The 21861-nt window shown below is 56.7% G+C and carries 19 protein-coding genes; 5 read left to right on the top strand and 14 right to left on the bottom strand.

Annotated features, from left to right (window positions below):
* Window positions 1-55 precede the first annotated feature (55 nt).
* The 3 genes from ACFQ14_RS11125 to ACFQ14_RS11115 all read left to right on the top strand — a co-directional run bounded on the left by ACFQ14_RS11125 (window position 56) and on the right by ACFQ14_RS11115 (window position 4514).
* Window positions 56-2401, top strand: coding sequence for a xanthine dehydrogenase family protein molybdopterin-binding subunit (locus ACFQ14_RS11125; RefSeq protein WP_377212800.1), 2346 nt, complete (start codon window positions 56-58; stop codon window positions 2399-2401).
* Window positions 2402-2423: 22 nt separating this feature from the next.
* Window positions 2424-3221, top strand: a complete 798-nt coding sequence (locus tag ACFQ14_RS11120; RefSeq protein WP_377212799.1) for an FAD binding domain-containing protein — start codon at window positions 2424-2426, stop codon at window positions 3219-3221.
* Window positions 3222-3365: 144 nt separating this feature from the next.
* Entirely contained in the window at window positions 3366-4514 is a 1149-nt protein-coding gene (locus tag ACFQ14_RS11115) for a patatin-like phospholipase family protein (protein ID WP_377212798.1), read from the top strand.
* Here the strand turns inward: ACFQ14_RS11115 and ACFQ14_RS11110 are convergent.
* Window positions 4501-5289: an enoyl-CoA hydratase/isomerase family protein gene (locus ACFQ14_RS11110; protein WP_377212797.1), complete on the bottom strand. Its 789-nt coding sequence runs from the start codon at window positions 5287-5289 to the stop codon at window positions 4501-4503. The two genes, ACFQ14_RS11115 and ACFQ14_RS11110, sit on opposite strands and share 14 nt — an antisense overlap.
* 12 nt (window positions 5290-5301) lie before the next feature.
* Complete coding sequence (locus ACFQ14_RS11105) at window positions 5302-6144, bottom strand: patatin-like phospholipase family protein (protein ID WP_377212796.1); 843 nt, start codon at window positions 6142-6144, stop codon at window positions 5302-5304.
* 103 nt (window positions 6145-6247) lie between these two features.
* On the opposite strand from ACFQ14_RS11105, the gene ACFQ14_RS11100 reads away from it, so the two are divergent.
* On the top strand, window positions 6248-7243 hold the full coding sequence (locus ACFQ14_RS11100) for a membrane dipeptidase (protein WP_377212795.1): 996 nt from the start codon (window positions 6248-6250) through the stop codon (window positions 7241-7243).
* A 2-nt stretch (window positions 7244-7245) separates the two neighbouring features.
* Here the strand turns inward: ACFQ14_RS11100 and ACFQ14_RS11095 are convergent, their stop codons facing one another.
* The 12 genes from ACFQ14_RS11095 to ACFQ14_RS11040 form a co-directional block, all read right to left on the bottom strand.
* Window positions 7246-8334, bottom strand: a complete 1089-nt coding sequence (locus ACFQ14_RS11095; protein WP_377212794.1) for a hemolysin family protein — start codon at window positions 8332-8334, stop codon at window positions 7246-7248.
* Between the two features lie 33 nt (window positions 8335-8367).
* Window positions 8368-8853, bottom strand: coding sequence for an rRNA maturation RNase YbeY (gene ybeY / locus ACFQ14_RS11090; RefSeq protein ID WP_377212793.1), 486 nt, complete (start codon window positions 8851-8853; stop codon window positions 8368-8370).
* Window positions 8850-9893 (bottom strand): PhoH family protein, encoded by a 1044-nt coding sequence (locus ACFQ14_RS11085; protein ID WP_377212958.1) that lies wholly within the window; start codon window positions 9891-9893, stop codon window positions 8850-8852. Before ACFQ14_RS11085 ends, ybeY begins: the two co-directional genes overlap by 4 nt.
* A 42-nt stretch (window positions 9894-9935) precedes the next feature.
* Window positions 9936-11309 (bottom strand): tRNA (N6-isopentenyl adenosine(37)-C2)-methylthiotransferase MiaB, encoded by a 1374-nt coding sequence (gene miaB / locus ACFQ14_RS11080; RefSeq protein ID WP_377212792.1) that lies wholly within the window; start codon window positions 11307-11309, stop codon window positions 9936-9938.
* 54 nt (window positions 11310-11363) lie between these two features.
* Window positions 11364-12158 carry a lysophospholipid acyltransferase family protein gene (locus ACFQ14_RS11075; protein ID WP_377212791.1) on the bottom strand — a complete coding sequence of 265 codons (795 nt, stop codon included), beginning with the start codon at window positions 12156-12158 and terminating at the stop codon, window positions 11364-11366.
* A complete protein-coding gene (locus ACFQ14_RS11070; protein WP_377212790.1) occupies window positions 12159-12593 on the bottom strand; it encodes a Fur family transcriptional regulator in 435 nt (144 codons plus the stop codon).
* Window positions 12594-12633: 40 nt separating this feature from the next.
* Complete coding sequence (gene rimI / locus ACFQ14_RS11065) at window positions 12634-13131, bottom strand: ribosomal protein S18-alanine N-acetyltransferase (protein ID WP_377212789.1); 498 nt, start codon at window positions 13129-13131, stop codon at window positions 12634-12636.
* Window positions 13131-13778 carry a tRNA (adenosine(37)-N6)-threonylcarbamoyltransferase complex dimerization subunit type 1 TsaB gene (tsaB, locus tag ACFQ14_RS11060; RefSeq protein WP_377212788.1) on the bottom strand — a complete coding sequence of 216 codons (648 nt, stop codon included), beginning with the start codon at window positions 13776-13778 and terminating at the stop codon, window positions 13131-13133. Before tsaB ends, rimI begins: the two co-directional genes overlap by 1 nt.
* Window positions 13775-16429 carry a DNA mismatch repair protein MutS gene (gene mutS / locus ACFQ14_RS11055; RefSeq protein ID WP_377212787.1) on the bottom strand — a complete coding sequence of 885 codons (2655 nt, stop codon included), beginning with the start codon at window positions 16427-16429 and terminating at the stop codon, window positions 13775-13777. Before mutS ends, tsaB begins: the two co-directional genes overlap by 4 nt.
* Window positions 16430-16506: 77 nt before the next feature.
* Complete coding sequence (locus ACFQ14_RS11050) at window positions 16507-17388, bottom strand: GNAT family N-acetyltransferase (protein ID WP_377212786.1); 882 nt, start codon at window positions 17386-17388, stop codon at window positions 16507-16509.
* Window positions 17389-17472: 84 nt separating this feature from the next.
* A complete protein-coding gene (locus ACFQ14_RS11045) occupies window positions 17473-19236 on the bottom strand; it encodes an ATP-binding protein (protein WP_377212785.1) in 1764 nt (587 codons plus the stop codon).
* A gap of 57 nt (window positions 19237-19293) precedes the next feature.
* Complete coding sequence (locus tag ACFQ14_RS11040; protein ID WP_377212784.1) at window positions 19294-20823, bottom strand: YifB family Mg chelatase-like AAA ATPase; 1530 nt, start codon at window positions 20821-20823, stop codon at window positions 19294-19296.
* 158 nt (window positions 20824-20981) lie between these two features.
* Here ACFQ14_RS11040 and yddG point away from each other — a divergent pair, with 158 nt between their 5' ends.
* Window positions 20982-21839, top strand: a complete 858-nt coding sequence (yddG, locus tag ACFQ14_RS11035; protein ID WP_377212783.1) for an aromatic amino acid exporter YddG — start codon at window positions 20982-20984, stop codon at window positions 21837-21839.
* Window positions 21840-21861 lie beyond the last annotated feature (22 nt).

Raw genomic sequence — 21861 nt, 5'->3', positions numbered from 1 at the left:
GCGCAGGGCAACAGCCCGATAGCGTGAGCGAACCCAATATGAGGAGGAACGACGAATGGGAATTGAAGGAATTGGCGCACGCGTGTTGCGCAAGGAAGACAAGAGATTCATCACTGGCAAGGGCCGTTATACGGACGACTTCAAGGTCGCGGGCATGCACTATGCGGCCTTCGTCCGCTCGCCCCACGCCCACGCGAAAATCAATGGCATCGACAAGTCCGCAGCCGAGGCCATGCCCGGCGTGGCAGGTGTGTTTGACGGCAAGCAACTAACCGGCGACGGCATCGGCAACATCATTTGCGGCTGGATGGTCCATTCCAAGGACGGCTCGCCTATGAACATGGGCGCATGGTCGGCGCTTGCTACCGAATACGTGCGCTACGTGGGTGACGCGGTAGCAGTGGTCATCGCCGAGAGCCTGGACGAAGCCCGCGCGGCAGCGGAAGCTGTTGAGGTGGATTACGAAGTTTTGGCCGCTGTTGTCAGTGCGGTGGACGCCATGAAAGACGGCGCGCCACAGCTACATCCTGAAGCGAAGAACAACATCATCTTCGATTGGGACATCGGCGAAGAAGCCCCGACCGACGACGCGCTGAAGGGTGCAGCCAAGATTGTCGAGATCGACATTCGCAACAACCGCCTGTCGCCCAACCCGATGGAGCCGCGCTCGGCGCTCGCTCAATACGACAGCGCAGAAGACCATTTCACACTGCACACAACCAGCCAGAACCCGCATGTGGCGCGGCTGGTCCTTTCGGCGTTCTACAATGTCGCCCCAGAAAACAAATTGCGCGTGATCGCCCCCGATGTTGGTGGTGGCTTTGGCGCAAAAATTTACATTTACCCGGAAGAAATCGTTTGCCTTTGGGCCGCGAAGAAAGCCGGTGTTGATGCGGTCAAATGGACGGCGGACCGCTCGGAAGCCTTTGTCACTGACGCCCATGGCCGCGACCACGTGTCGACCGCGAAAATCGGCTTCGATAAGAACAACAAGATCGTGGGCCTCAAGGTGGAAACGATTGCAAATCTCGGCGCGTATATGAGCCTATTCTCTTCGTCCGTGCCGACATATCTCTATGCGACGCTGCTCTCGGGCCAATACAACATCCCCAACATCCACTGCAACGTGAAGACGGTTTATACCAACACCGTGCCGGTAGACGCCTATCGTGGCGCTGGCCGTCCGGAAGCGACCTATTTGCTGGAACGTCTAATGACAAAGGCGGCCAAGGAATTGGGTGTCGATCCAGCCGATCTGCGCCGTCAGAATTTCATTATGGAATTCCCGCACCAGACGCCGGTTATCATGTGTTACGATGCGGGCGACTTTAACGCTTCGCTCGATGCCGCGATGGAAGCCATCGACTACAAAGGCTTTGACAAGCGGCGGGCAGAATCCGAAAAGAACGGCATGAAGCGCGGCATTGGCATGTCCTGCTACATTGAGGCTTGCGGCATCGCACCGTCTGCGGCGGTTGGCTCGCTTGGCGCTGGTGTTGGCCTTTGGGAATCGGCGGAAGTTCGCGTGAACCCTGTCGGCACGGTGGAAATTCTCACCGGCTCCCACAGCCACGGCCAAGGCCATGAAACGACGTTTGCCCAGCTTGTGAACGAGCGCTTTGGTCTGCCGATGGAAAACGTCCAGATCGTCCACGGCGACACCGACAAGGTGCAGTTTGGCATGGGCACATACGGTTCGCGCTCCGGCGCGGTCGGCATGTCGGCTATCGTCAAGGCGCTTGATAAGGTGGAGGCCAAAGCCAAGAAAATCGCAGCGCATCTGCTTGAAGCGTCGGAAGGCGATATCGAGATCAAGGACGGCGAAGTGTTGGTCAAAGGCACCGACAAGAAGCTTGGCTGGCACGAAGTGTGCCTCGGCGCATACACCGCCCACAACCTGCCAGAAGGCATGGAGCCGGGCCTGAAGGAAGGCGCGTTCTACGATCCGTCCAACTTCACCTTCCCCGCCGGTTGCTACATCTGCGAAGTCGAGGTTGATCCCGATACGGGTGTGACCAAGATTGAGCGTTTTGTGGCAGCGGACGATTTTGGCAAGATCATCAATCCGATGATTGTGGAAGGTCAGGTCCATGGCGGCCTCACCCAGGGCATCGGCCAGGCCATGCTGGAAAACGCGGTCTACGATGATGACGGCCAGTTGCTGTCAGCATCTTACATGGATTACACCATGCCGCGTGCTGACGATGTGCCAAACTTCGAAGTCTCGACCACCGAAACGCTGTGCCCGGGCAACCCGCTCGGCATCAAGGGTTGTGGCGAGGCCGGAGCCATCGGTTCGCCCCCAGCGGTTATCAACGCGATTGCAGACGCGATTGGCAACGACAAACTGGCTATGCCGGCCACGCCGCAGAATGTCTGGGCCGCGATCAACAACGCTTAAATCAGCGCAAGGAGAAAAAGCTATGTATGAGACTTCCTATCACCGCGCTTCCAGCGCTGACGATGCAGTCGCCAAAATGGCGGGGGCGGATGATGGCAAATTCATCGCGGGTGGCCAAACGCTGCTACCAACGATGAAGGCCCGTCTTGCCGCTCCGTCCGATCTGATTGATGTGACTCATATCGGCGATATGCACGGCATTACTATCAACGGAAAAAATGTGCGTATTGGTGCTGCTACAACCCATAACGAGGTCGCCACGAACGCGGAACTTCGCAAAGTCTGCCCTTCGATCAGCAATCTTGCTTCTCACATTGGTGATCCGGCAGTTCGTCACCGCGGCACAATTGGTGGCTCGGTTGCCAACAACGATCCGGCTGCGGACTACCCATCTGCCATGATGGCGTTGGGGGCGACTATCCACACCACAAAACGGGAATTGGCTGCAGAGGATTTCTTCACCGGCATGTTCGAAACTGCGCTGGACGATGATGAAGTCATCACCGCTGTCTCGTTCACCGCGCCGGAAAAAGGGGCTTACGCCAAATTCCCCAATCCAGCTTCGCGCTATGCAATGGCTGGTGTGTTTGTTGCCCACGGCGCGGATGGTGTGCGCGTCGCGGTGACGGGAGCGTCTTCCGGCGGCGTCTATCGCGCAACCGATATGGAAGCGGCGCTTTCAAGTTCGTGGAGCCCGGACGCTCTTGATGGATGCGATCAAGACGCTGGCATGATGTTGTCAGATATTCACGGGACCTCGGAATACCGGGCCAATTTGGTGAAGGTTATGGCTAAGCGGGCTGTTGCCGCGGCTGGCTAGTCATTTTCAAAGCACGATCAAAAAAGGCCCGAACATACGTTCGGGCCTTTTTTGTTTCATAAACCAGACGAATGTTCGCCTCGTCACTGGACATGGGCCGTGATAGGGAAAACGCCGAAACCAAAGTCTCTCTAAAGTCCCTTCATGCCCGCACCCCTGAAGCATTCAGATTTTCCCACCAGCCTTGTCCTGCAAGGTGGCGGCGCGCGTGGGGCCTATCAAGTCGGCGTTTTGAGGGCACTGGCGGAGCTCGCTCCGCAGAGTGCAAATCCCTTCCCTATCATTTCGGGTACTTCGGTTGGTGCAATCAACGCAGCTTGCCTTGCGGCCAACGCGGAGAATTATTCCACCGCGACTGACAAGCTGGAAACCCTTTGGCGAAGTCTCACTACCGGCTCGATCTTCGATCCGCGCTGGCGATCGGTTCGCGCAACGATCTGGCGAATCATTCGCACCTTCGTCTTTCGCGGATCAACCAACCGCTACGGCTGGCTCGACAACCGACCGCTGCGCCGATTGTTGGAACGAGAGTTTGATCGGGATGGCATGCAGCGTGCGATGGAAAGCGGAGCGCTTACAGGATTTTGCATCACCACGTCATGCTATGGCTGCGGCATCGCTGTTACGCATTATGAATCCACAACTGGCGTCGAAGAATGGATGCGCCATCGTCGCGAGGGTCTGAATGAGCCAGTTACAGTAGATCACCTGATGGCCTCATCCGCCCTGCCTTTGATTTTCCCGGCGGTTAAAGTGGGTCCCACATGGCATGGTGACGGTGCGCTTCGCTTAACAGCGCCCTTGTCGCCAGTCATCCGCATGGGCGCTCGACGCATCGTTGTCGTTGGCGTTCGGGATGCGCATGTCGATATGTCCCAAGCTGATATCGAGCAGCCCTACCCTTCCATTGGCGAAATGGGTGGCACAATGCTGGATATCCTCTTCAACGATAATCTGGAAGCCGATGTTGAGCGCGTGAATCGGGTGAACCGATTGCTCGCAACACTCACACCGGAACAGCGCGAGAAGGAGCATCTGCAGAGGATTGATGTTCTGTCGCTCCAGCCATCAAAAGACCTTCGCACGATTGCCAGCCGCCATGAGCACGAAATGCCGCGCGCCATACGCACTCTCATGCGGATAAGCGGCGCATCGGGGTCTGACGGACGTTTGCCAAGCTATCTGCTGTTCGAGCCTGGTTATATCGCCGAGCTGATTGATCTCGGCTACGCCGATACTATGGCACGGCGCGAGGAAGTGGCCGCGTTTCTCGCAGGCACTACTTCCCGGTAAACTTCGGTTTTTGCTTATTGAGGAAAGATGAAACCCCGTGCGGGCCATCAACGGTGTTCATCATCGATCCTATACTTTGCGCCTCCTTGTCGAGCTGGGTTTCCATCGTGTCGCTGTAGGCGGTGAGCAGCAACCGCTTCGTTCCGCCATAGGCCTTGGTTGGGCCGTTGGCGAATTGTTGTGCCAGCTTTATCGCCTCGTCCATCAACTCGCTGGCGTCCACGACCCGATTTACGATGCCCCATTCCTGCGCCTCATGGGCGGTCAGCACACGGTTGGTGAGCATAAGTTCTTTAGCCCTCAACAACCCCACATGCTTGGCAAGAAAATAAGTCGAGGAACCATCCGGCGTCAGGCTGGACGCGGTATAGGCAGACACGAATTTGGCGTGATCAGCGGCGATGACGAAGTCGCCGGCCAGCGCAACAGAAAATCCTCCGCCGCCAGCAGTGCCATTGACCGCCATAATAACGGGAGCGTCCATTTTGGCGAAGCGGATCAGCGCCGCGTGAAGGATTGTCGCAACGTGAATGAGGTGGGCCTCACCACGGTGCATGTTTTGATCAAATTCCTTGAGGTCGCCGCCGCCGCAGAACAATTTTCCAGCACCGGTAATCACGACAGCACGGATTGCGTCATCTGTCTGGCAAATGACAGATGCGTCGAACAATTCTTCCGCCAGTTTTTGCGTGAGCGCGTTGGCGTCTTCGGGCCGATTGAGTGTGATGATGGCAACGCCATCGTTAATCTCAAACTTAATGGTTTCGTAGCTCATGAAAATGCTTCCCTATGCCGCCTGATGGGCTGTAATCGCCGCTTCGATGGCTGACTTCAACTCATCACGAAACGGGCGTGTGTGCTTCAAAATGGCGATGGATTTTCCAAAATCGAGCACCCGAAACCGACCGACGTCAGGCCGCAGAAAAATATCGACCTGATAATTTTGGGCCATCGCTTTCGCAATCGATCGCTGCATCAATTGGCTGGATGCATACAGTACATCAATCTTGCTGGGCCGCTTACCCGGCGTCCCCTCCGGACCACCAGCAACGTCAATGCCGATCACAATGTCCGCCTTGCCCGCCAATTGGTCGAACGGCACAGGGTTGGTGATGCCGCCATCGACATAAACTGTGCCATCCACAATCACAGAATTGAATACGGCAGGCACGGCTGCCGAAGCGGCCAGCGCCGGCTTTAAGGGGCCGGCGGAAAAGACGGCAGGACTGTGGGCATAGTAGTCCGTTGCTACCGCAGTCAGCGGAATGGCAAGTTGTTCAAACGTTGCTGGGATGGCTGCGGGAAGAAAAACATCGACGATCTTCTCGACATTCAGTTCGCCCAATCGTGGCCCTCCGGCCTTCATGAATTCTGCGAAGGAGCCGGGTCGCAAACGCCAGATATCCGAAAGCAGATCGGTTCCTATCCGAAAACGATCTTTGGCGAATGTCTCTATTTCCGCAGCCCTCATGCCACTGGCGTAGGCCGCCGCCATAATAGAGCCTATGGATGTGCCAGCCAGGGCGACAGGCTTAAGACCCAGTTCATCAAGGGCAGCGAGCGCATGAATGTGGGCCAAGCCCCGCGCACCGCCTGCGCCTAAAGCGAGAGCTATTGTTGGTTCTGTCATGGCCTAACGATGAGCCAGCAAAGGCTTACACGCAAGATGATATTTGCGACTGGCAGTGCCATAGTCTAGGTCGAACAAAAGAAGTTCGCGTGGGTGAGCAAGCATGGGTGAGACGGCTTACAGAATTGACAATCTGCAATATGCGAATTGGTCTGAAAAGATTTTTCACCAGATGCGCGAAGGGCGTGTTGACGCTGTCCACGTGACCATCGCGTATCACGAAACATTCCGCGAAATGGTGCTCAATCTTGAAGCTTGGAACACTTGGTTTGAGCGGCACAACGACCTGATCATGCCGGGCCGCACAGGTGAAGATGTACGCATCGCACGGGAAGCTGGAAAAACGGCGATCTTTTTTGGCTTTCAAAACCCGTCACCAATCGAAGACGATATCGGGCTCATCGAAATCTGCCATCAACTTGGCGCACGCTTTATGCAGCTTTCCTACAACAACCAATCGCTGCTTGCGACGGGGTGCTATGAGGCTGAAGATCCGGGCATAACGCGCTTTGGCAAACAGGCGATTGCGGAGATGAACCGCGTTGGTCTCGTGATCGACATGAGCCATTCCGCTGATCGCTCGACGCTGGACGCCATTGATCTGTCTGCACGCCCCATTGCGATCACCCATGCCAACCCCCATTGGTGGCACGCGGCTTTGCGCAACAAGAAAGACGAAGTTCTCAAAGCGCTGACGACGCGGGGTGGCATGTTGGGCTTTTCGCTCTACCCGCATCACCTGAAAGATGGAGGCGACTGCACGCTGGAGAGTTTCTGCCAGATGATTGCTGAATCCGCTTCACGCTACGGCGCACAAAACTTGGGCATTGGCACCGATCTTTGTCAGGACCAGCCCGATTCCATTGTCACATGGATGCGCAATGGTAGATGGTCAAAAGAAACTGATTTTGGCGAAGGCTCAGCCGCCGCACCGGGCTTTCCGCCAATGCCGTCCTGGTTTGAAGACAACCGCGATTTCGACGCCATTGAAGTTGGCTTGAAAGCGGTCGGCTTTTCATCCGACGAAGTGGCGGGGATTATGGGCAATAACTGGTTGCGCTTTTACGATGCAAATTTTGGGCCTGCCGAAAAAGAGTAAAATCACTCCTTTGCTTCGTCAGACTTTTCTTCTTCCGGCGTTTTGCGACGCACGGGGTGGCGGCTGATCTGAACAATTTGCAGACGGCGCACACGGCGTGGGTCAGCGTCCAGAATTCTGAATTCAAAGCCGGGCATGCCGCGAACAACTTCGCCGCGAACAGGGATATGACCAGCCAGCGCAAACACAAGGCCACCGATCGTGTCCATGTCATCGCCTTTGCTTCCAGGATCAAAAGCCTCGCCAATGACTTCCTGAATATCTTCAAGCTCGGTGCGTGCATCAACCGTCCAGCGCAGATTGCCGTCAACGGTGATCAATTCGTCGTCTTCATCGTGTTCGTCTTCGATATCGCCAACAACTTCCTCAACGATATCCTCCAGCGTCACCAAGCCGTCAGTGCCGCCATATTCATCGATCACCAGCGCCATCTGCGTGCGCGTGGCCTGCATACGTGCCATCAAATCAGCCGCAAGCATGGAAGGCGGCACAAAAAGCACGGAGCGGACCGCTTTGATGGACGACAGTGGCTTATCGAGATCAACCTTGCCAAAGTTTAGCTTTGCATGGCCGTTACCCGCTTTCTTGCTGCGGCTCTTCACGGTGGATTTCGCCACCAGATGCAACAGCACATCCTTCACCAGAACCATGCCGCGTGGATCATCAAGGTTGTCGGAATACACGGGCATCCGCGAATGACCATTATCTTCAAAGATCTGGAGAAGCTCGCCCAATGCGATGTGCTCGTCCACTGCGCGGACTTCGGCACGGGGCACCATCACGTCTTCGACCCGCCGTTCGCGTAAGCGCAAAATGTTTTGCAGCATTGCGCGCTCTTCGGGCGAGAAAAGATCGCCTGCCTCGCCTTCACCGGCGAGCGCTTCATTAAGATCATCACGCAAGGTGCCGCTAGAGCGCAGGCCCAGCTTGGTGAGGAAACGATAAACCCAGCTTTCGCGTTTCTCTTCCGCCTCAAACGGCACCAACTCGCGGCCAGTTTCTTGCGGGCTTTCTGTTGGAGCCGTCGTTGGGACAGGCAAATTTGCGTTGTCTTGGCCCGCCTCAGCGGGCTTGATAGGTCGATCGTTCATAAATCTTCAGCTCGATGATGTGTGAAGCCCAATTTAGGTATCCTGATACGGATCGGCAATGCCAAGACGCGCCAACGCCCGTGTTTCGATCTGCTCCATCGTGTCGGCTTCATCGTCGTTTTCGTGGTCATAACCCAACAGATGCAGGAACCCGTGCACAATAAGGTGGGTAAGGTGCGCCTCTACGGCTTTGCCCTGCTCTTTTGCTTCACGAACAATCGTCTCTTGCGCCAGCACAATATCACCCAATAAGGGCGACCAATCAGGCGGGGCAAGTCCATCATTGGCAGCAAAGGACAGCACATTCGTGGGCTTGTCCTTGTCGCGCCAATCGCGGTTCAACTCTTTCACCATCGCATCATTGCCAAAGACAACGCTGACCTCGGTGCCTTTCGGCAATGCAACACCAACCTCTGCTATAGCAGCCTCGATTGCTTGTCGTGCCTGCTCATGAAGCCTGGGTTGCTCATCCCACTCACCCGCTTCGATGGTAATGTCTATACCGACCAAAACGATCAAAACCCACCACGCAGGCGTTCGGATTTTTCTCGCCCTGCCTCGTCGTAGGCTTCGACGATGGCCGCGACCAACCGATGACGGACAACGTCTTTCGAAGAGAACGCGATTGGAATGACGCCTTCAATCGGTTGCAGCAGATCGAGCGCTTCCACCAGACCGGAGACTTGGCCAGGTGGCAGATCGATTTGGCTCGGGTCGCCGGTGACGATCATCTTTGAGCCTTCACCCAGGCGTGTGAGAAACATCTTCATCTGCATAGATGTTGTGTTCTGCGCTTCATCCAGAATAACGGCCGAATGGGCAAGCGTGCGGCCCCGCATGAAGGCAAGCGGCGCGATTTCGATGATGCCGGATGTGATCGCTCGTTCCACCTTGTCGCCGGGCATCATGTCGTAAAGCGCGTCGTAGAGCGGGCGCAAATAGGGATCGACTTTCTCTTTCATGTCACCGGGCAGAAAGCCAAGCCGCTCGCCTGCTTCCACGGCAGGACGCGAAAGGATGATGCGGTCTACCGCACCGCGCTCCAACAGCGAAGCGGCATAGGCGACGGCGAGATAAGTCTTGCCAGTACCAGCGGGGCCGGTGCCAAAGACCAACTCTGCCTTTTCCATCGCGCGAATATAGGCGTCTTGGGTCGCTGTGCGTGCATGGACGGTACGCTTGGCAGTGGAGATGGCGGCTTGGGCTCGATTGCCCTTTTTCTCCATCGTTGGCAGAGTCATTTGCGCATCGGAAGCGATGGCGTGGCGGATTGCCCCTTCCACATCACCCACATCAACTGAGTCGCCATCTTCCAATCGTGTGTGCAACGTTTCCAGCACGCGGCGAGCCTGGTCGGTTGCTACATTGGAACCCGTTAGAATCACGGAATTGCCTCGCGCTACCGCGTCAAGATGCAAATCACGCTCAATTATCGCCAAGTGTTCGTCGAACTGACCGAACAGTTCTCTCGCCAAATTATTGTCTTCAAATTTTACGGTGATGGTACCGTTGTCGCTTGTGCTTCTATCAGCGTTGCCTCTCTGTGGCTCGCGGGCGATGAAGTCTGGAAGTTGGTTCGGTGCCAAGCGGTTCTCCAAAAACTAGGCGGCCTGTCGGGCGCTTTCACCCGTCAGGCTGTTGGGGGCGGCGTCAGTGATGGTCACGTCCACAATATCGCCAATGCGACCAATAGACGACGGCACGATGACAGATTGAAGCCAAGGCGAACGACCGATCAGTTGATCAGCATGTTTACCCGGTTTTTCAAGCAATACAGACATGGTTTTGCCGATGCGTGAGCGGTTAAATGCCTCTTGTTGCTCGCCAAGCAGGGCTTGCAGCTGAGCCAACCTTTCGGTCTTCACAGCTTCATCCACCTGACCGTCCATCTCCGCGCCCGGCGTTCCGGGACGCTTGGAATATTTGAACGAGTAACACTGAGCGTAGTTCGTGCGACCCACGATCTCCATCGTGGCTTCAAAATCTTCGTCGGTCTCGCCGGGAAAGCCCACGATCATGTCACCAGAAATCGCGATGTCAGGCCGCACTTCACGAACCCGCGCGATGATATCAAGGTATTCAGCAGCGGTGTGTTTCCGGTTCATCGCTTTAAGGATCTTGTCAGACCCTGCCTGAACCGGCAGATGCAAATAAGGCATCAGCACGTCAAGATCGCGGTGAGCTTCGATGAGGTCATCGCTCATGTCGCAGGGATGGCTGGTAACGTACCGCAATCGCTCGATACCCTGCACAGCGGCGAGTTCGTGCAGCAAGTGGCCCAAACCCATAGCGGCGCCAGAGGGCGTCTCGCCATGCCATGCGTTGACGTTCTGGCCGAGCAAAGTGATTTCGCGAACGCCGGCATCGACCAGTGAACGGGCTTCATCGAGGATCTGCTGACGGGGGCGAGAAACCTCCATGCCGCGTGTGTAAGGCACAACGCAGAAGGTGCAGAATTTATCGCAGCCTTCCTGCACCGTCAGAAACGCTGTGACACCACGCGCCTGCACTTGCTTTTTCTGAGCAGCAGGCATGTGCTCGAATTTGTCTTCCACCGCATATTCGGTTGCCACTTGCGGGCCATCGGTTTTGGAACGGGCCAGAATTTCCGGCAATTGGTGGTAAGTCTGCGGGCCGACAACCAAATCGACCGAGCGCTCACGGGCGATGATTTCGCGGCCCTCGGCTTGGGCAACACAGCCAGTCACACCAACAGTCATCGGACGGTCGGTTCCGGCGCGGTCTTCCTTCAGCTTTCTGATGCGGCCGAGGTGGGAATAAACCTTCTCGGCTGCGCGTTCACGAATGTGGCAAGTGTTGAGCAGGACAAGATCAGCGTCTTCGATCACGGAGGTGGCCGAATAGCCGTCTTGTTCCAGCGCGTCTTGCATACGCGTGGAATCATAGACGTTCATCTGACAGCCCCAAGTCTTGATAAAGACCTTCTTGCCCGTGTTTTCGCTGTTCGCAGTCATCTTTGTTCTGGTCTGATCCGCACGCTGGTTATTTCGCCCGTCCCATACGCCAAATCACGTGTGCGAGTCGAGCGTTCGCCCTGCAAGCGCAGAGCGAATTGCCGCACGAGCCTGCTCAGCCACCACCTTTCGGTTGCTTTCAGCAGTCAACAATATTGGTGGCATGAAATGCACCGTTACATCCAATCCGCCACTTTTGATAATTGGCACGATGCTCTCGATCAATCCGATTTCGCCGGGCCACGCCACGTGTTGACGCCATTGCCGCCCAATCGGCATGCCATGGAGGCGCTGATAGTCTAGGGCTACGGGTTGGACAGCAGCGCTCTCCATTTCGCCTTCGACAAGCGCAAAACGGGCAGCTTCAAACAACGGGGTTTTGAACGGATAAAGGCCGTGGCCGTCCGATGTGGTGCCCTCGGGGAAAAGGATGATCACATCGTCTTGTTTCAACCTGCTGGCAATATCGTTCGCCTGGTGGCCGACAGTGCGTCGGGACTCACGCTTGATAAAGATTGTGCGCTGCAATTGGGCCAATTGGCCAAAGACGGGCCAATTCTTCATTTCAGCTTTGGCAACAAAGGAAACAGGGGCGATGGTAGAGAGCACCACGATATCCAGCCAGCTGACATGGTTTGATATCAGCATCAAAGGCCGTTGCGTCTCCGCTTTGCCCTCCACCCGCACACACACGCCAAAAAGCCATGCAAGGCAGCGGTGGAAAACAACCGGAACGTGCCGCGCTAGGGGCGTTACGCCTAACAGGCCCATGATCTGGAACGGCAGCAACAGGACAACCAGCGCAACAGCTGCTAGCAAAACCAGAACGAGCCTGATGCGCGATAACACTTATTTCTTCGACTTTGCGGCAGCTTTTTCGTCTGCTGAAAGCGGCACGCCGTAGAGCTCAAGCCGGTGATCCACAAGCTTGAACCCAAGTTCTCGCGCGATCACTTCCTGCAGCGCTTCGATCTGTTCGTTGCGAAACTCGATCACGTCACCCGTCTTCATGTCGATGAGGTGATCATGGTGGCGCTCAGGCAGCGTCTCGTAGCGCGCGCGTCCATCGCGGAATTCCACCCGCTCGATAATGCCTGCCTCTTCAAACAAGGCAACCGTGCGGTAGACGGTTGAGATTGAGATTTTCGGATCGATTTGAGATGCGCGACGGTAGAGTTCTTCTGTATCGGGGTGGTCTTCGGATGTTTCCAGAACGCGCGCGATCGTGCGGCGCTGATCCGTCATCCGCATGCCTTTGTCGATGCACTCTTGCTCAAGTGACATGGCCTGTCCGCTCCATCACCGCGCCCAATTTGGGTGTGATCTAGCCAAGGTCCAGCCGCATGACAAGCGCGGACGAGCGCTGCACGGAACCAGCAACCGGATCAACTGCGCGATAATAACCCGGACGCGAGCCGACCTGTTTGAAACCAAGTTTCTCGTAAAGCCGCACAGCGCCAAGATTGTTTTCGTCAACTTCCAGCAGCAAGGCAGGCACCCTATCGGCCAACAAACGATTGATTGCCTCTCGCATAAGACGTTCGCCGATATCCCGCCCCCGCCACGCGGGATCAACCGCTATGGAGAGAATTTCGGCTTCCTCAGCGGTTTCTCGCATGATGTTAAAGCCAACGATGGGCAGCTTCGGCTTGCCAACAACTTTTGCCACAAGGAAGATGTTTTCCGGCTTTTCCATCAACGCGATCATTTCATCCTCGGTCCAGCCACGACGGAAACCCTCTTGGTGCAGATGGGCGAGTTCAGCGATGTTATCGACCGATCCGGGCAAGATCATCACATCCACTTCGCGGCGGCCAAACATTACTTCGCTCCGTTTTGCGCAAGCGGCGTCTGCGGCTTGGCATCCGGTGCGCGTAGGTAGAGGGGGTTGGCTTCGATGATTTCCTGCGCAACCAAAGCAGCATTGGCGACGGCAAGAATCGGCGGTGATGGAATGTGGCTCACGACATCAATTTTCGCGCCAGAGTCAATTAGAATTGGTGCGCCCGATCCAATGACGCGTTCACCGCTTTCCAATTGCGCAAGGCAATCACTCACGCTGAGCGCCATTGGCTCGCTGACTGGTAGTCCTTCTGCAAATTTCTGGAACCACACTTCACCTCGACGCGCATCGAGTGCGATAGTCCCCACACCACCATCATAAAACGCAAGCGCTTCAAAGGCTGTGACGCCTTGGGCTGGAATGTTGCAGGCAAGTGCCAGCCCTCGCGCAGCGGCTAGACCCACGCGTAAGCCGGTGAAGGAACCTGGGCCGCGCACGACCGCTATGCGCTCTACATCGGCCCAAACTTTGCCCACCTCCCGCAACACTTCTTCCAGCATCGGCATGAGGCGTTCCGCATGGCCTCGCCCTATTTCCTCGCTGATGTCTGCAAGCCTTTCACCAGAAAGCGAGACGAGAGCGGCGCTGCAAAACGGGCCGGAAGTGTCGATGGCGAGCAAGGTCATGGCTTGCTGCCCAACATCTGCTTGAGTGCGTAGAGCGCTTCCATCGCATCACGCGGGGTCATATCGTCAATATGCAGAGATGACAGTTTTTCCTCGATTTGCGATGCTTTGCTGGATTGCGCAGGCGCTTGCGGCGTTGCAGAGAACAGCGGCAGATCATCGATGAGAGTGTCTGTGCCCCGCTCGCGGTTTTGGCTTTCCAACTGGTCCAGCACAGCACGGGCGCGTGAAATGACGGCATCGGGCAATCCAGCGAGGCGCGCCACTTGGATGCCATAGGATCGATCAGCGCTGCCCTCGATTATTTCGTGCAGGAAGACCACATCGCCGTCCCACTCCTTCACCGAAAGGGTGACGTTAGACAGCCGCTCCAGTTTTGCCGATAGCGCGGTGAGTTCGTGATAATGGGTTGCAAAAAGCGTGCGGCTTTTGTTGACGGCGTGCAGATGTTCAATCGCGGCCCACGCAATCGACAGTCCATCAAAAGTGGCTGTGCCGCGACCAATTTCATCCAATATGACCAGAGACCGTTCGCCCGCTTGATTGAGGATTGCGGCTGTTTCCACCATTTCCACCATGAAGGTAGAGCGGCCACGCGCCAGATCGTCTGCCGCACCCACGCGGGAAAACAGTCGGTCGACAACACCGATGTGAGCGGCACCCGCAGGCACGAACGAACCCATTTGCGCCATGATGGCAATGAGTGCGTTTTGGCGCAGGAAGGTGGATTTACCGCCCATATTTGGGCCGGTTAGAAGCCAGATGCAGCCTTCGTTTCCACCGATAGCACAGTCGTTTGCAACGAAGGGATTGGCCGCTTGTTTACGAAGCGCCTGTTCCACCACAGGATGCCGCCCGGCAGTGATGGAGAACTCAAGCGAGGCGTCGACCGTTGGTCGTGCATAGCCCTGTTCCTCAGCAAGCTCCGCCATTGCCGCCGCAACATCAAGGCGAGCGAGTGCTGCTGCAATGGCTTGCAGGGGTGAGGCGTGATCTAGCACGGCCTTCTGCATGGTCGTGAAATGCCCTAGCTCGATCTGCAATGCGCGTCCGGCTGCGTTGGCTATCTTGCTTTCGAGTTCCGCAAGCTCGTCTGTTGTAAACCGCATCGCGTTGGCCATGGTCTGACGGTGGCGAAAGCGTTGCAAATCGGCCTGCAGAGGTTCTGCGTTCAGCGCAGTCACTTCGATGAAAAACCCAAGAACGTTGTTGTGACGGATCTTCAACGATTTGACGCCGGTTTCCTCCGCATAAGCCGATTGCAGCCCTGCGATAACCTTCCGGCTCTCACGGCTTAAGCCGCGCTGCTCGTCCAGATCAGCATCATAACCATCACAAACGAAGCCACCGTCACGCGCAAGCAGCGGCAAGTCCTCGGCCAGGGCGCAGGTTAGAAGGTCGGAGAGTTCAAGCGGCTTGTCCTGTAACAACGCGACATCGCGGGCCGTATTTTCCGGAAGCGGATCATTGAGAGTTTTGAACAGATCAGCGCACATTTGAGCGCCTTCAAGCCCAATGCGGATAGCAGCCAGATCACGTGGCCCTCCGCGGTTGAGCGCCAGCCGTGAAAGGGCACGCGGCATATCTGCCAAGCCTTTGAGCACGCTCCGCACATCGTCACGAAGACGGTCCTGACCGAGAAAAAACGACACTTCATCAAGGCGCTTTCCGATTTGATCGGCATCGGTCAACGGCCCGGTCAATCGCTCGGCCAGCAAGCGTGCGCCGAGACCACTAACCGTGCGGTCCATCGCTTTCAGCAAGCTGCCATCACGGTGGCCGGAAAGGGTTTGGGTGAGTTCGAGATTAGTACGGGTGGCGGCGTCGATATAGACAAGGCGATCGGCCTGTTCACGGCTGGGACGCATCAAGGCGGGGCGCTCACCGATCTGGGTTTTTTCGATATAGGCAATGGCACCGTTCGCGGCAGCCAGTTCAGCGCGGTTGAACTGGCCGAAACCATCGAGCGTTTTAACACCATAAAAGCGCTGCAAATTCTCCGCTGCGCGAACACTATCAAACATGCTAGCCGGTTGTGGTTGGATGGCACAATCGAGCATCTCGAAAACAGAGCGCATATCACCATCCTCAAACACCGTGTCGGCCATAATCAATTCGCGCGGTGCTATGCGGGCAAGGTCTGCTGACAGACGCGAGGCGTTTGTGGAAGTGAGATGAAACGCGCCTGTGGAAATATCGATTGCGGCGATTGCGTAGTCGTCGCCATCGCTGCCGCGAACACGGGCAAGCGCTGCAAGCACGCTGGCCTGCCCTGCGTCCAATAAACGTTCTTCCGTTATTGTGCCGGGGGTGACCAGGCGCACAACATCGCGCTTAACCACCGATTTCGAGCCACGCTTCTTGGCCTCAGCCGGGTCTTCCACCTGTTCACACACGGCAACACGGTGGCCCAACCCGATTAGTCTTTGAAGGTAATCATCAGCCGCATGAACAGGCACGCCGCACATGGGAATGTCTTGCTCCATGTGCTTGCCGCGCTTGGTAAGCGTGATTCCAAGCGCCCGCGAGGCGATCTCCGCATCGCCGAAAAACAACTCGTAAAAGTCGCCCATGCGATAAAACAGGAGCGAATCGGGATTGGCTGCCTTGATCTCGATATATTGCGCCATCATTGGCGTCGGTGCGGACATGGAATTTACGCAGCTACACAGGCTTGGAAAACTGGCAGGACCCTATCAGCGTGGCCCCCGCATCGCAAAGCGAAGACTTAACGCTTCAACGCTTGTTCCACCGGCACGGCAAAGCGCGAGGCCTGCGCGCCGTAGTGGTCAATGTATTTTTGCGAGATTTTGGCGACGTCCAAAACAATGAGCACATCTGTCGTGCCGAATTGCCGGTCAATCACCGCATGAGAAGCGACCTTTGCGCCAAGGCGAAGATAGCCTTTGAGCAAAGGTGGTAGCTTGGCGAACGCGCGACGGTCTATAGACCCGCTGGATGTCGACTGTTGCAGAGCAAAGGCGGCTGCATGTCGCGGCGGGCAGTCTTGCTGCGGGTCAATCAATGCCGTCTCGCCTAACAGCGAGAAGCACTCGGCATGGCTCTGCGGATCAGTGCCATTGAAAGAGGCGCAACCGAACATGACGTCGATTTTACGCTCGACCACCAAGCTCCACACACCGTGCCATGCAAGCTCCATTGTGCGGCGCGAACGATGGCTTTCTGCGATGCATGAACGGCCAAGTTCGAGAAAACGTTGGCCGGGCCGAGCCGATAACAGCGGGGTCAGGTCAAATTCATTCTGCGAATAAAAGCCGAGCGATGCACACATCTTGCTACTGTCGAGCAATCGGTATGTGCCGACAATTCCGTGGTTGTATTCAGCTTCGCGATCAATAACCAGCAGGTGTTCGCAGTGATCATCAAAGGCATCTTGATCGAGCCCTGAAGCTTGTGCCGTTTCGCTGGGCTTAGCACCCATATCTTCGAAAAATACCTGATAGCGCAGCTTCTGTGCAGCCTCTACCTCTTCGGGCGAAACTGCCAAGCGCACGTCAAGTGCGCCCAAGCGGCCAATTATCCGGTGCGGTTCATAACCTTGGGAGGCGGGTGCCTGCGGTTTTGATTTTGTAGATTGCGCCGTTTGCATGATCCGCTGCTCCTCAAGCGCACCGTTGGTCACGGCATATTCAAATCACAGGATTGTGTCGGTTTTGCAAGCCGTTGCAGTGCCTCATGCGGCAAGAGCGTTGCCTTTTAGCAGAGCACGAACAGCGTCAATATCGAGAGGCTTTAACAAAAATGCGCTACCGCCAGCGGCCAAAGCGTCCTCGCGAGCGCTTTCCTGGCCATCTGCCGATAGAACAACGATGGGCAAGCGCTGCTGGCCGTTTTGCTTCTCCCATCGACGGATGCGGCGGATGGCTTCGGTGCCGTCCATTTCGGGCATGTGAAGGTCCATCAAGACAAGGTCAAACGGACCGCGCCCGGTTTGAATGGCATTCACGGCTTGCCGTCCAGTTTCCACGCGAACCACGTGATGACCCATTTTGCCCAGCAGCGCAGTGACGAGCAGCGCGTTGATCGGATTGTCTTCAGCCACCAAAACCGACAGTGCTTTCTTAGGCTTGATTTGAGGGACGGGCAGCGCTTGCTCTTTTTTGGGAGCAGACTTCAGATCGTGCGACACCAAACGCTCCAACGTTTCGCGCCGCACTGGCCATGTGAGCCAATTGCGAGTGAGGCCCCCTTGTACGCCTGCGTTCTGGCGCTGACCTGGGCTGCCGAGCCAGTAGACAGGAACATCGGTGGATGCCAACTCAGGTGGCACGTCGATGGTTTCATCGGCGATGATTACAGTGGGCGCGGCATCCTTTAAATTGTTTGTCACGCGCAAGCCAAGTTCTTGCAGAGTTTGAGCCAATGCGGTTCGAGCCGGTGTTTTCGCAAGCAAAAGAGATACGGTTTCCTTTATTTGTGATGGGCTGGAAACTTTGTCGTTTGAAGCCTTCACAATTGGCAACGAGAATGAAAAACGCGAGCCCTTTTCGGGCGCACTTTCCAGGGTGATGGCCGCTTGGTCATCGCCATTCATCGCCCGGACCAGTTGGCGGGAAATTGACAAGCCAAGGCCTGCGCCTTCGTGGGAGCGGGTGTGGCCACTGGAAACCTGCATGAATTCATCGAAAATTTGGGCTTGGTCTTCAGCATTAAGTCCAGAGCCTGTGTCTTCGATGGCAAACTGCAGACTGTTTTCCTGCACAGTTGCAGAAATCGCCATCCCGCCCGAGGCGGTGAATTTTGCGGCATTGCCTGCTATGTTCAGCAACACTTGGCGCAAGCGGGCGGCGTCTAGCATGACCTCTTTTGGTACTTTCGCGCTCACATAGGTGGCAATATCAACACCCTTTGCCCGCGCACGAGGGGCAATAATATCCGCAACGTCTTCTACAATTTGAAGGATGTTGCAGGCGCTCGGTTTTAGCTCGAACTGGCCCGCCTCAATGCGAGCGCTGTCGAGCAGGTCCTCAATAAGGCCAAGAAGAGCGCGGCCCGATGTGTCGATGGCTTTTACGTAGTCGGCTTGTGCGGGATCGAGCGACGTTTCCTTCAGTAATTGTGCCATGCCGAGAACTCCGTTCAGCGGAGTGCGGATTTCGTGGCTGACCATAGCAACGAATTTTGACTGCGCAGCGCTAGCGCTGTTGGCTTGTGCGAGCGCTGTGCGCAGATCGGCTTCGGAAGCAGCGACGCTGGACAGCAACTTGGCACGGCGGCGGGCGAGAAAATGCAAAGTGACTGCGCCGCCGAACGCACCGCTGCCAAGGCCAACAGTTACAAACGTTGGCAAGACGAGTGCAGCGGCAGATGCAACAGCAACACCCAAACACCCACCGACAGCCATCCGTGTCGGAGCGATACCGGCACAGTCGGTTTCCGCATTCGCTTTGCGTTCAATTGAACGCATGTGGCGACGGTTTGGGTTCTCGTTAACCATGAGCCCAAACTAGGGGCAAATGCCTTGCAAATGCTTACCGTAATCGTTCGAATTTGGTCACGCCGCCTGCATCGCCCGATCACCCGCCATGCGGTAGGATATGGCTTCGGCCAGATGGATGCGGCCCACGGTTTTCACGCCTTCCAGGTCTGCCAGTGTTCGCGCCACTTTCAACATGCGGTGATAGCCCCGCGCAGAAAATTTGAGCGCATCGGCAGCTTCTTCCAGCAGGGCCTGCCCGGCAGCATCCGGCTTGGCAATTTCCTCGATAATCGTGTTGGAGGCATGAGCGTTGGTAACAGCATTGCTGCCGAAAGCAGCGTAACGTTCAACCTGTATGGCACGGGCACGCGCCACGCGCTCGGCAATGGATGCACTCGCCTCGCCCGGTTGCGGGCGAATGAGGTCGCTGGCGGCAACAGCTGGCACTTCAATGCGCAGGTCGATGCGGTCCAGCAGAGGGCCGGAAATGCGGCCCTGGTAGTCGCTCGCGCAACGCACTCCACGGCGACACTGGTGACCCGGCTCTCCCGCCATGCCGCAGCGGCAGGGATTCATGGCGGCGATCAGTTGCAAACGCGACGGATAAGACACACGGTGATTGGCGCGGGCGATCACAGTTTCCGCCGTTTCTAACGGTTGGCGCAAACTGTCGAGCACTTGGGGGGTAAATTCGGGCAATTCGTCGAGAAACAGCACACCATTGTGGGCAAGAGAGACTTCACCGGGTTTGGCCTTCAACCCACCGCCAACCATCGCCGCCATTGAAGCCGAATGATGTGGTGTTCGGAAGGGGCGCGCAGACGACAATTGACCGTCCGCCAGCAGGCCAGCGATGGATGAAATCATTGAGACTTCCAACAATTCCTTCGGGCTGAGAGGCGGCAGGATGCCGGGTAGACGGCTGGCCAAAAGGCTCTTGCCGGAGCCGGGCGGGCCGATCATCAGCATGTTGTGGCCACCGGCTGCTGCAACTTCCAGCGCCCGTTTGGCCGTCTCCTGCCCGCGAATGTCTGCCATATCGCCCAAGCCGCCGTTGCCATCGCGCACTTTGGCGATGGGGCGGGAGAGGACTTGCGTGCCCTTGAAGTGATTGGCCATGCCGATCAGCGAACGGGGAGCGAGAATGTCCATGTCTGGCCCCGCCCAAGCCGCTTCCGGCCCAGATGCGGCGGGGCAAATGAGGCCCTTGCCCAGCGCATTGGCGCCGATGGCGGCGGGTAAGGCCCCTGCAACGGGCGCAATCGTGCCGTCGAGCCCCAACTCGCCCATCACGACATAACCTTCGAGCGCATCGCCTGGTATCGCCCCCATTGCGGCCATCAACGCCAGTGCAATCGGCAGATCGTAGTGCGAGCCTTCTTTCGGCAGATCGGCCGGAGCCAGATTGACCGTGACGCGCTGCGTCGGCATTGACAGACCCGATGCGTGGAGCGCCGAGCGCACCCGTTCGCGGCTCTCAGCCACCGCTTTGTCAGCCAGACCGACGATCGACATTTTCACCTCGCCAGGACTGAGCATGACCTGCACATCCACGGGAATGGCCTGGATGCCTGAAAAGGCGATTGTCTTACAACGCGAAACCATGACGTTACTTTCTGCCAGCCACACTGCGCAGCTTTGCTACGCCTATGCTAGATGCATGGATTTCAATTCGTCAAGAACAAAAATAGAACAAATTTGCCAGTGTGCATAAAGTTCCTTCTGCGGTATGCCATCGGCGATGTGAATCAAGGCGCCCCAACATGAGCGAATTGCGCGCAACCCTGTTCGGCATTGGGGCAATTTTGCTGTGGTCACTTCTGGCTCTTCTTACGGCGATGAGTGGCGATGTTCCGCCGTTCCAATTGACCGCCATCTGTTTCGCGATAGCGACAATAATCGGCGCGGTGGCGCTGGTGCAGTCGGGTGCGGGGTTTGCGCCTCTGCGCCAGCCTTGGCCGGTGTGGTTGCTCGGTGTGGGCGGCCTGTTCGGCTATCACTTTTTCTACTTCACAGCCCTGCGCAACGCGCCGCCGGTGGAAGCAGGTTTGATTGCTTATCTTTGGCCACTGCTTATCATTCTGTTCTCAGCCCTGTTGCCGGGGGAGCGGCTGTTGACGCGGCATGTAATCGGCGGTTTGGTCGGGCTTTCTGGCGCTTATCTCATCGTGACGAAGGGCGCAGGCCTCGCGCTCGATCCGGCGCATACATTCGGCTACGCAATGGCGGCGGCTTGTGCGCTCACGTGGTCTTCTTATTCGGTGCTTTCACGGCGTTTTGCAGAAGTGCCGAGCGCGGCGGTGACCGGCTTTTGCGCGGTCGCAGCAGTGCTCGCAACGTTTGCTCATTTCGGGCTGGAAACGACGCAATGGCCAACGACGCCCTTGCAGTGGATGGCGACTTTGGGGCTGGGACTGGGGCCGGTGGGTCTAGCATTTTACATTTGGGATATCGGGGTGAAGCGCGGCAACATCCAGCTGCTTGGCTCCGCCAGCTATGCCGCGCCGGTGCTTTCCACCATCGCGCTGCTGTTGGCCGGATTTGGCGCTTTCACATGGCATGTGGCAGCGGCGGCACTGTTGGTGACGTTGGGAGCGGTCATCGCCTCTTGGAAAGGGTGACAAGGTGCCATCTCGCCTAAAA

Source organism: Pseudahrensia aquimaris (assembly GCF_042676045.1).
In the GTDB taxonomy this organism is placed as follows: Bacteria; Pseudomonadota; Alphaproteobacteria; order Rhizobiales; family Rhizobiaceae; genus Pseudahrensia; species Pseudahrensia aquimaris.
The sequence above is the reverse complement of the archived record's forward strand: the minus strand, read 5'-3'. Positions and strand labels throughout refer to the sequence as shown.

Excerpts from the sequence above, each read along its gene's own strand:
- ACFQ14_RS11125 (WP_377212800.1), top strand. The coding sequence starts at position 56 with ATGGGAATTGAAGGAATTGGCGCACGCGTGTTGCGCAAGGAAGACAAG.
- ACFQ14_RS11120 (WP_377212799.1), top strand. The coding sequence starts at position 2,424 with ATGTATGAGACTTCCTATCACCGCGCTTCCAGCGCTGACGATGCAGTC.
- ACFQ14_RS11115 (WP_377212798.1), top strand. The coding sequence starts at position 3,366 with ATGCCCGCACCCCTGAAGCATTCAGATTTTCCCACCAGCCTTGTCCTG.
- ACFQ14_RS11110 (WP_377212797.1), bottom strand. The coding sequence starts at position 5,289 with ATGAGCTACGAAACCATTAAGTTTGAGATTAACGATGGCGTTGCCATC.
- ACFQ14_RS11105 (WP_377212796.1), bottom strand. The coding sequence starts at position 6,144 with ATGACAGAACCAACAATAGCTCTCGCTTTAGGCGCAGGCGGTGCGCGG.
- ACFQ14_RS11100 (WP_377212795.1), top strand. The coding sequence starts at position 6,248 with ATGGGTGAGACGGCTTACAGAATTGACAATCTGCAATATGCGAATTGG.
- ACFQ14_RS11095 (WP_377212794.1), bottom strand. The coding sequence starts at position 8,334 with ATGAACGATCGACCTATCAAGCCCGCTGAGGCGGGCCAAGACAACGCA.
- miaB (WP_377212792.1), bottom strand. The coding sequence starts at position 11,309 with ATGACTGCGAACAGCGAAAACACGGGCAAGAAGGTCTTTATCAAGACT.
- ACFQ14_RS11070 (WP_377212790.1), bottom strand. The coding sequence starts at position 12,593 with ATGTCACTTGAGCAAGAGTGCATCGACAAAGGCATGCGGATGACGGAT.
- rimI (WP_377212789.1), bottom strand. The coding sequence starts at position 13,131 with ATGTTTGGCCGCCGCGAAGTGGATGTGATGATCTTGCCCGGATCGGTC.
- tsaB (WP_377212788.1), bottom strand. The coding sequence starts at position 13,778 with ATGACCTTGCTCGCCATCGACACTTCCGGCCCGTTTTGCAGCGCCGCT.
- mutS (WP_377212787.1), bottom strand. The coding sequence starts at position 16,429 with ATGTCCGCACCGACGCCAATGATGGCGCAATATATCGAGATCAAGGCA.
- ACFQ14_RS11050 (WP_377212786.1), bottom strand. The coding sequence starts at position 17,388 with ATGCAAACGGCGCAATCTACAAAATCAAAACCGCAGGCACCCGCCTCC.
- ACFQ14_RS11045 (WP_377212785.1), bottom strand. The coding sequence starts at position 19,236 with ATGGTTAACGAGAACCCAAACCGTCGCCACATGCGTTCAATTGAACGC.
- ACFQ14_RS11040 (WP_377212784.1), bottom strand. The coding sequence starts at position 20,823 with ATGGTTTCGCGTTGTAAGACAATCGCCTTTTCAGGCATCCAGGCCATT.
- yddG (WP_377212783.1), top strand. The coding sequence starts at position 20,982 with ATGAGCGAATTGCGCGCAACCCTGTTCGGCATTGGGGCAATTTTGCTG.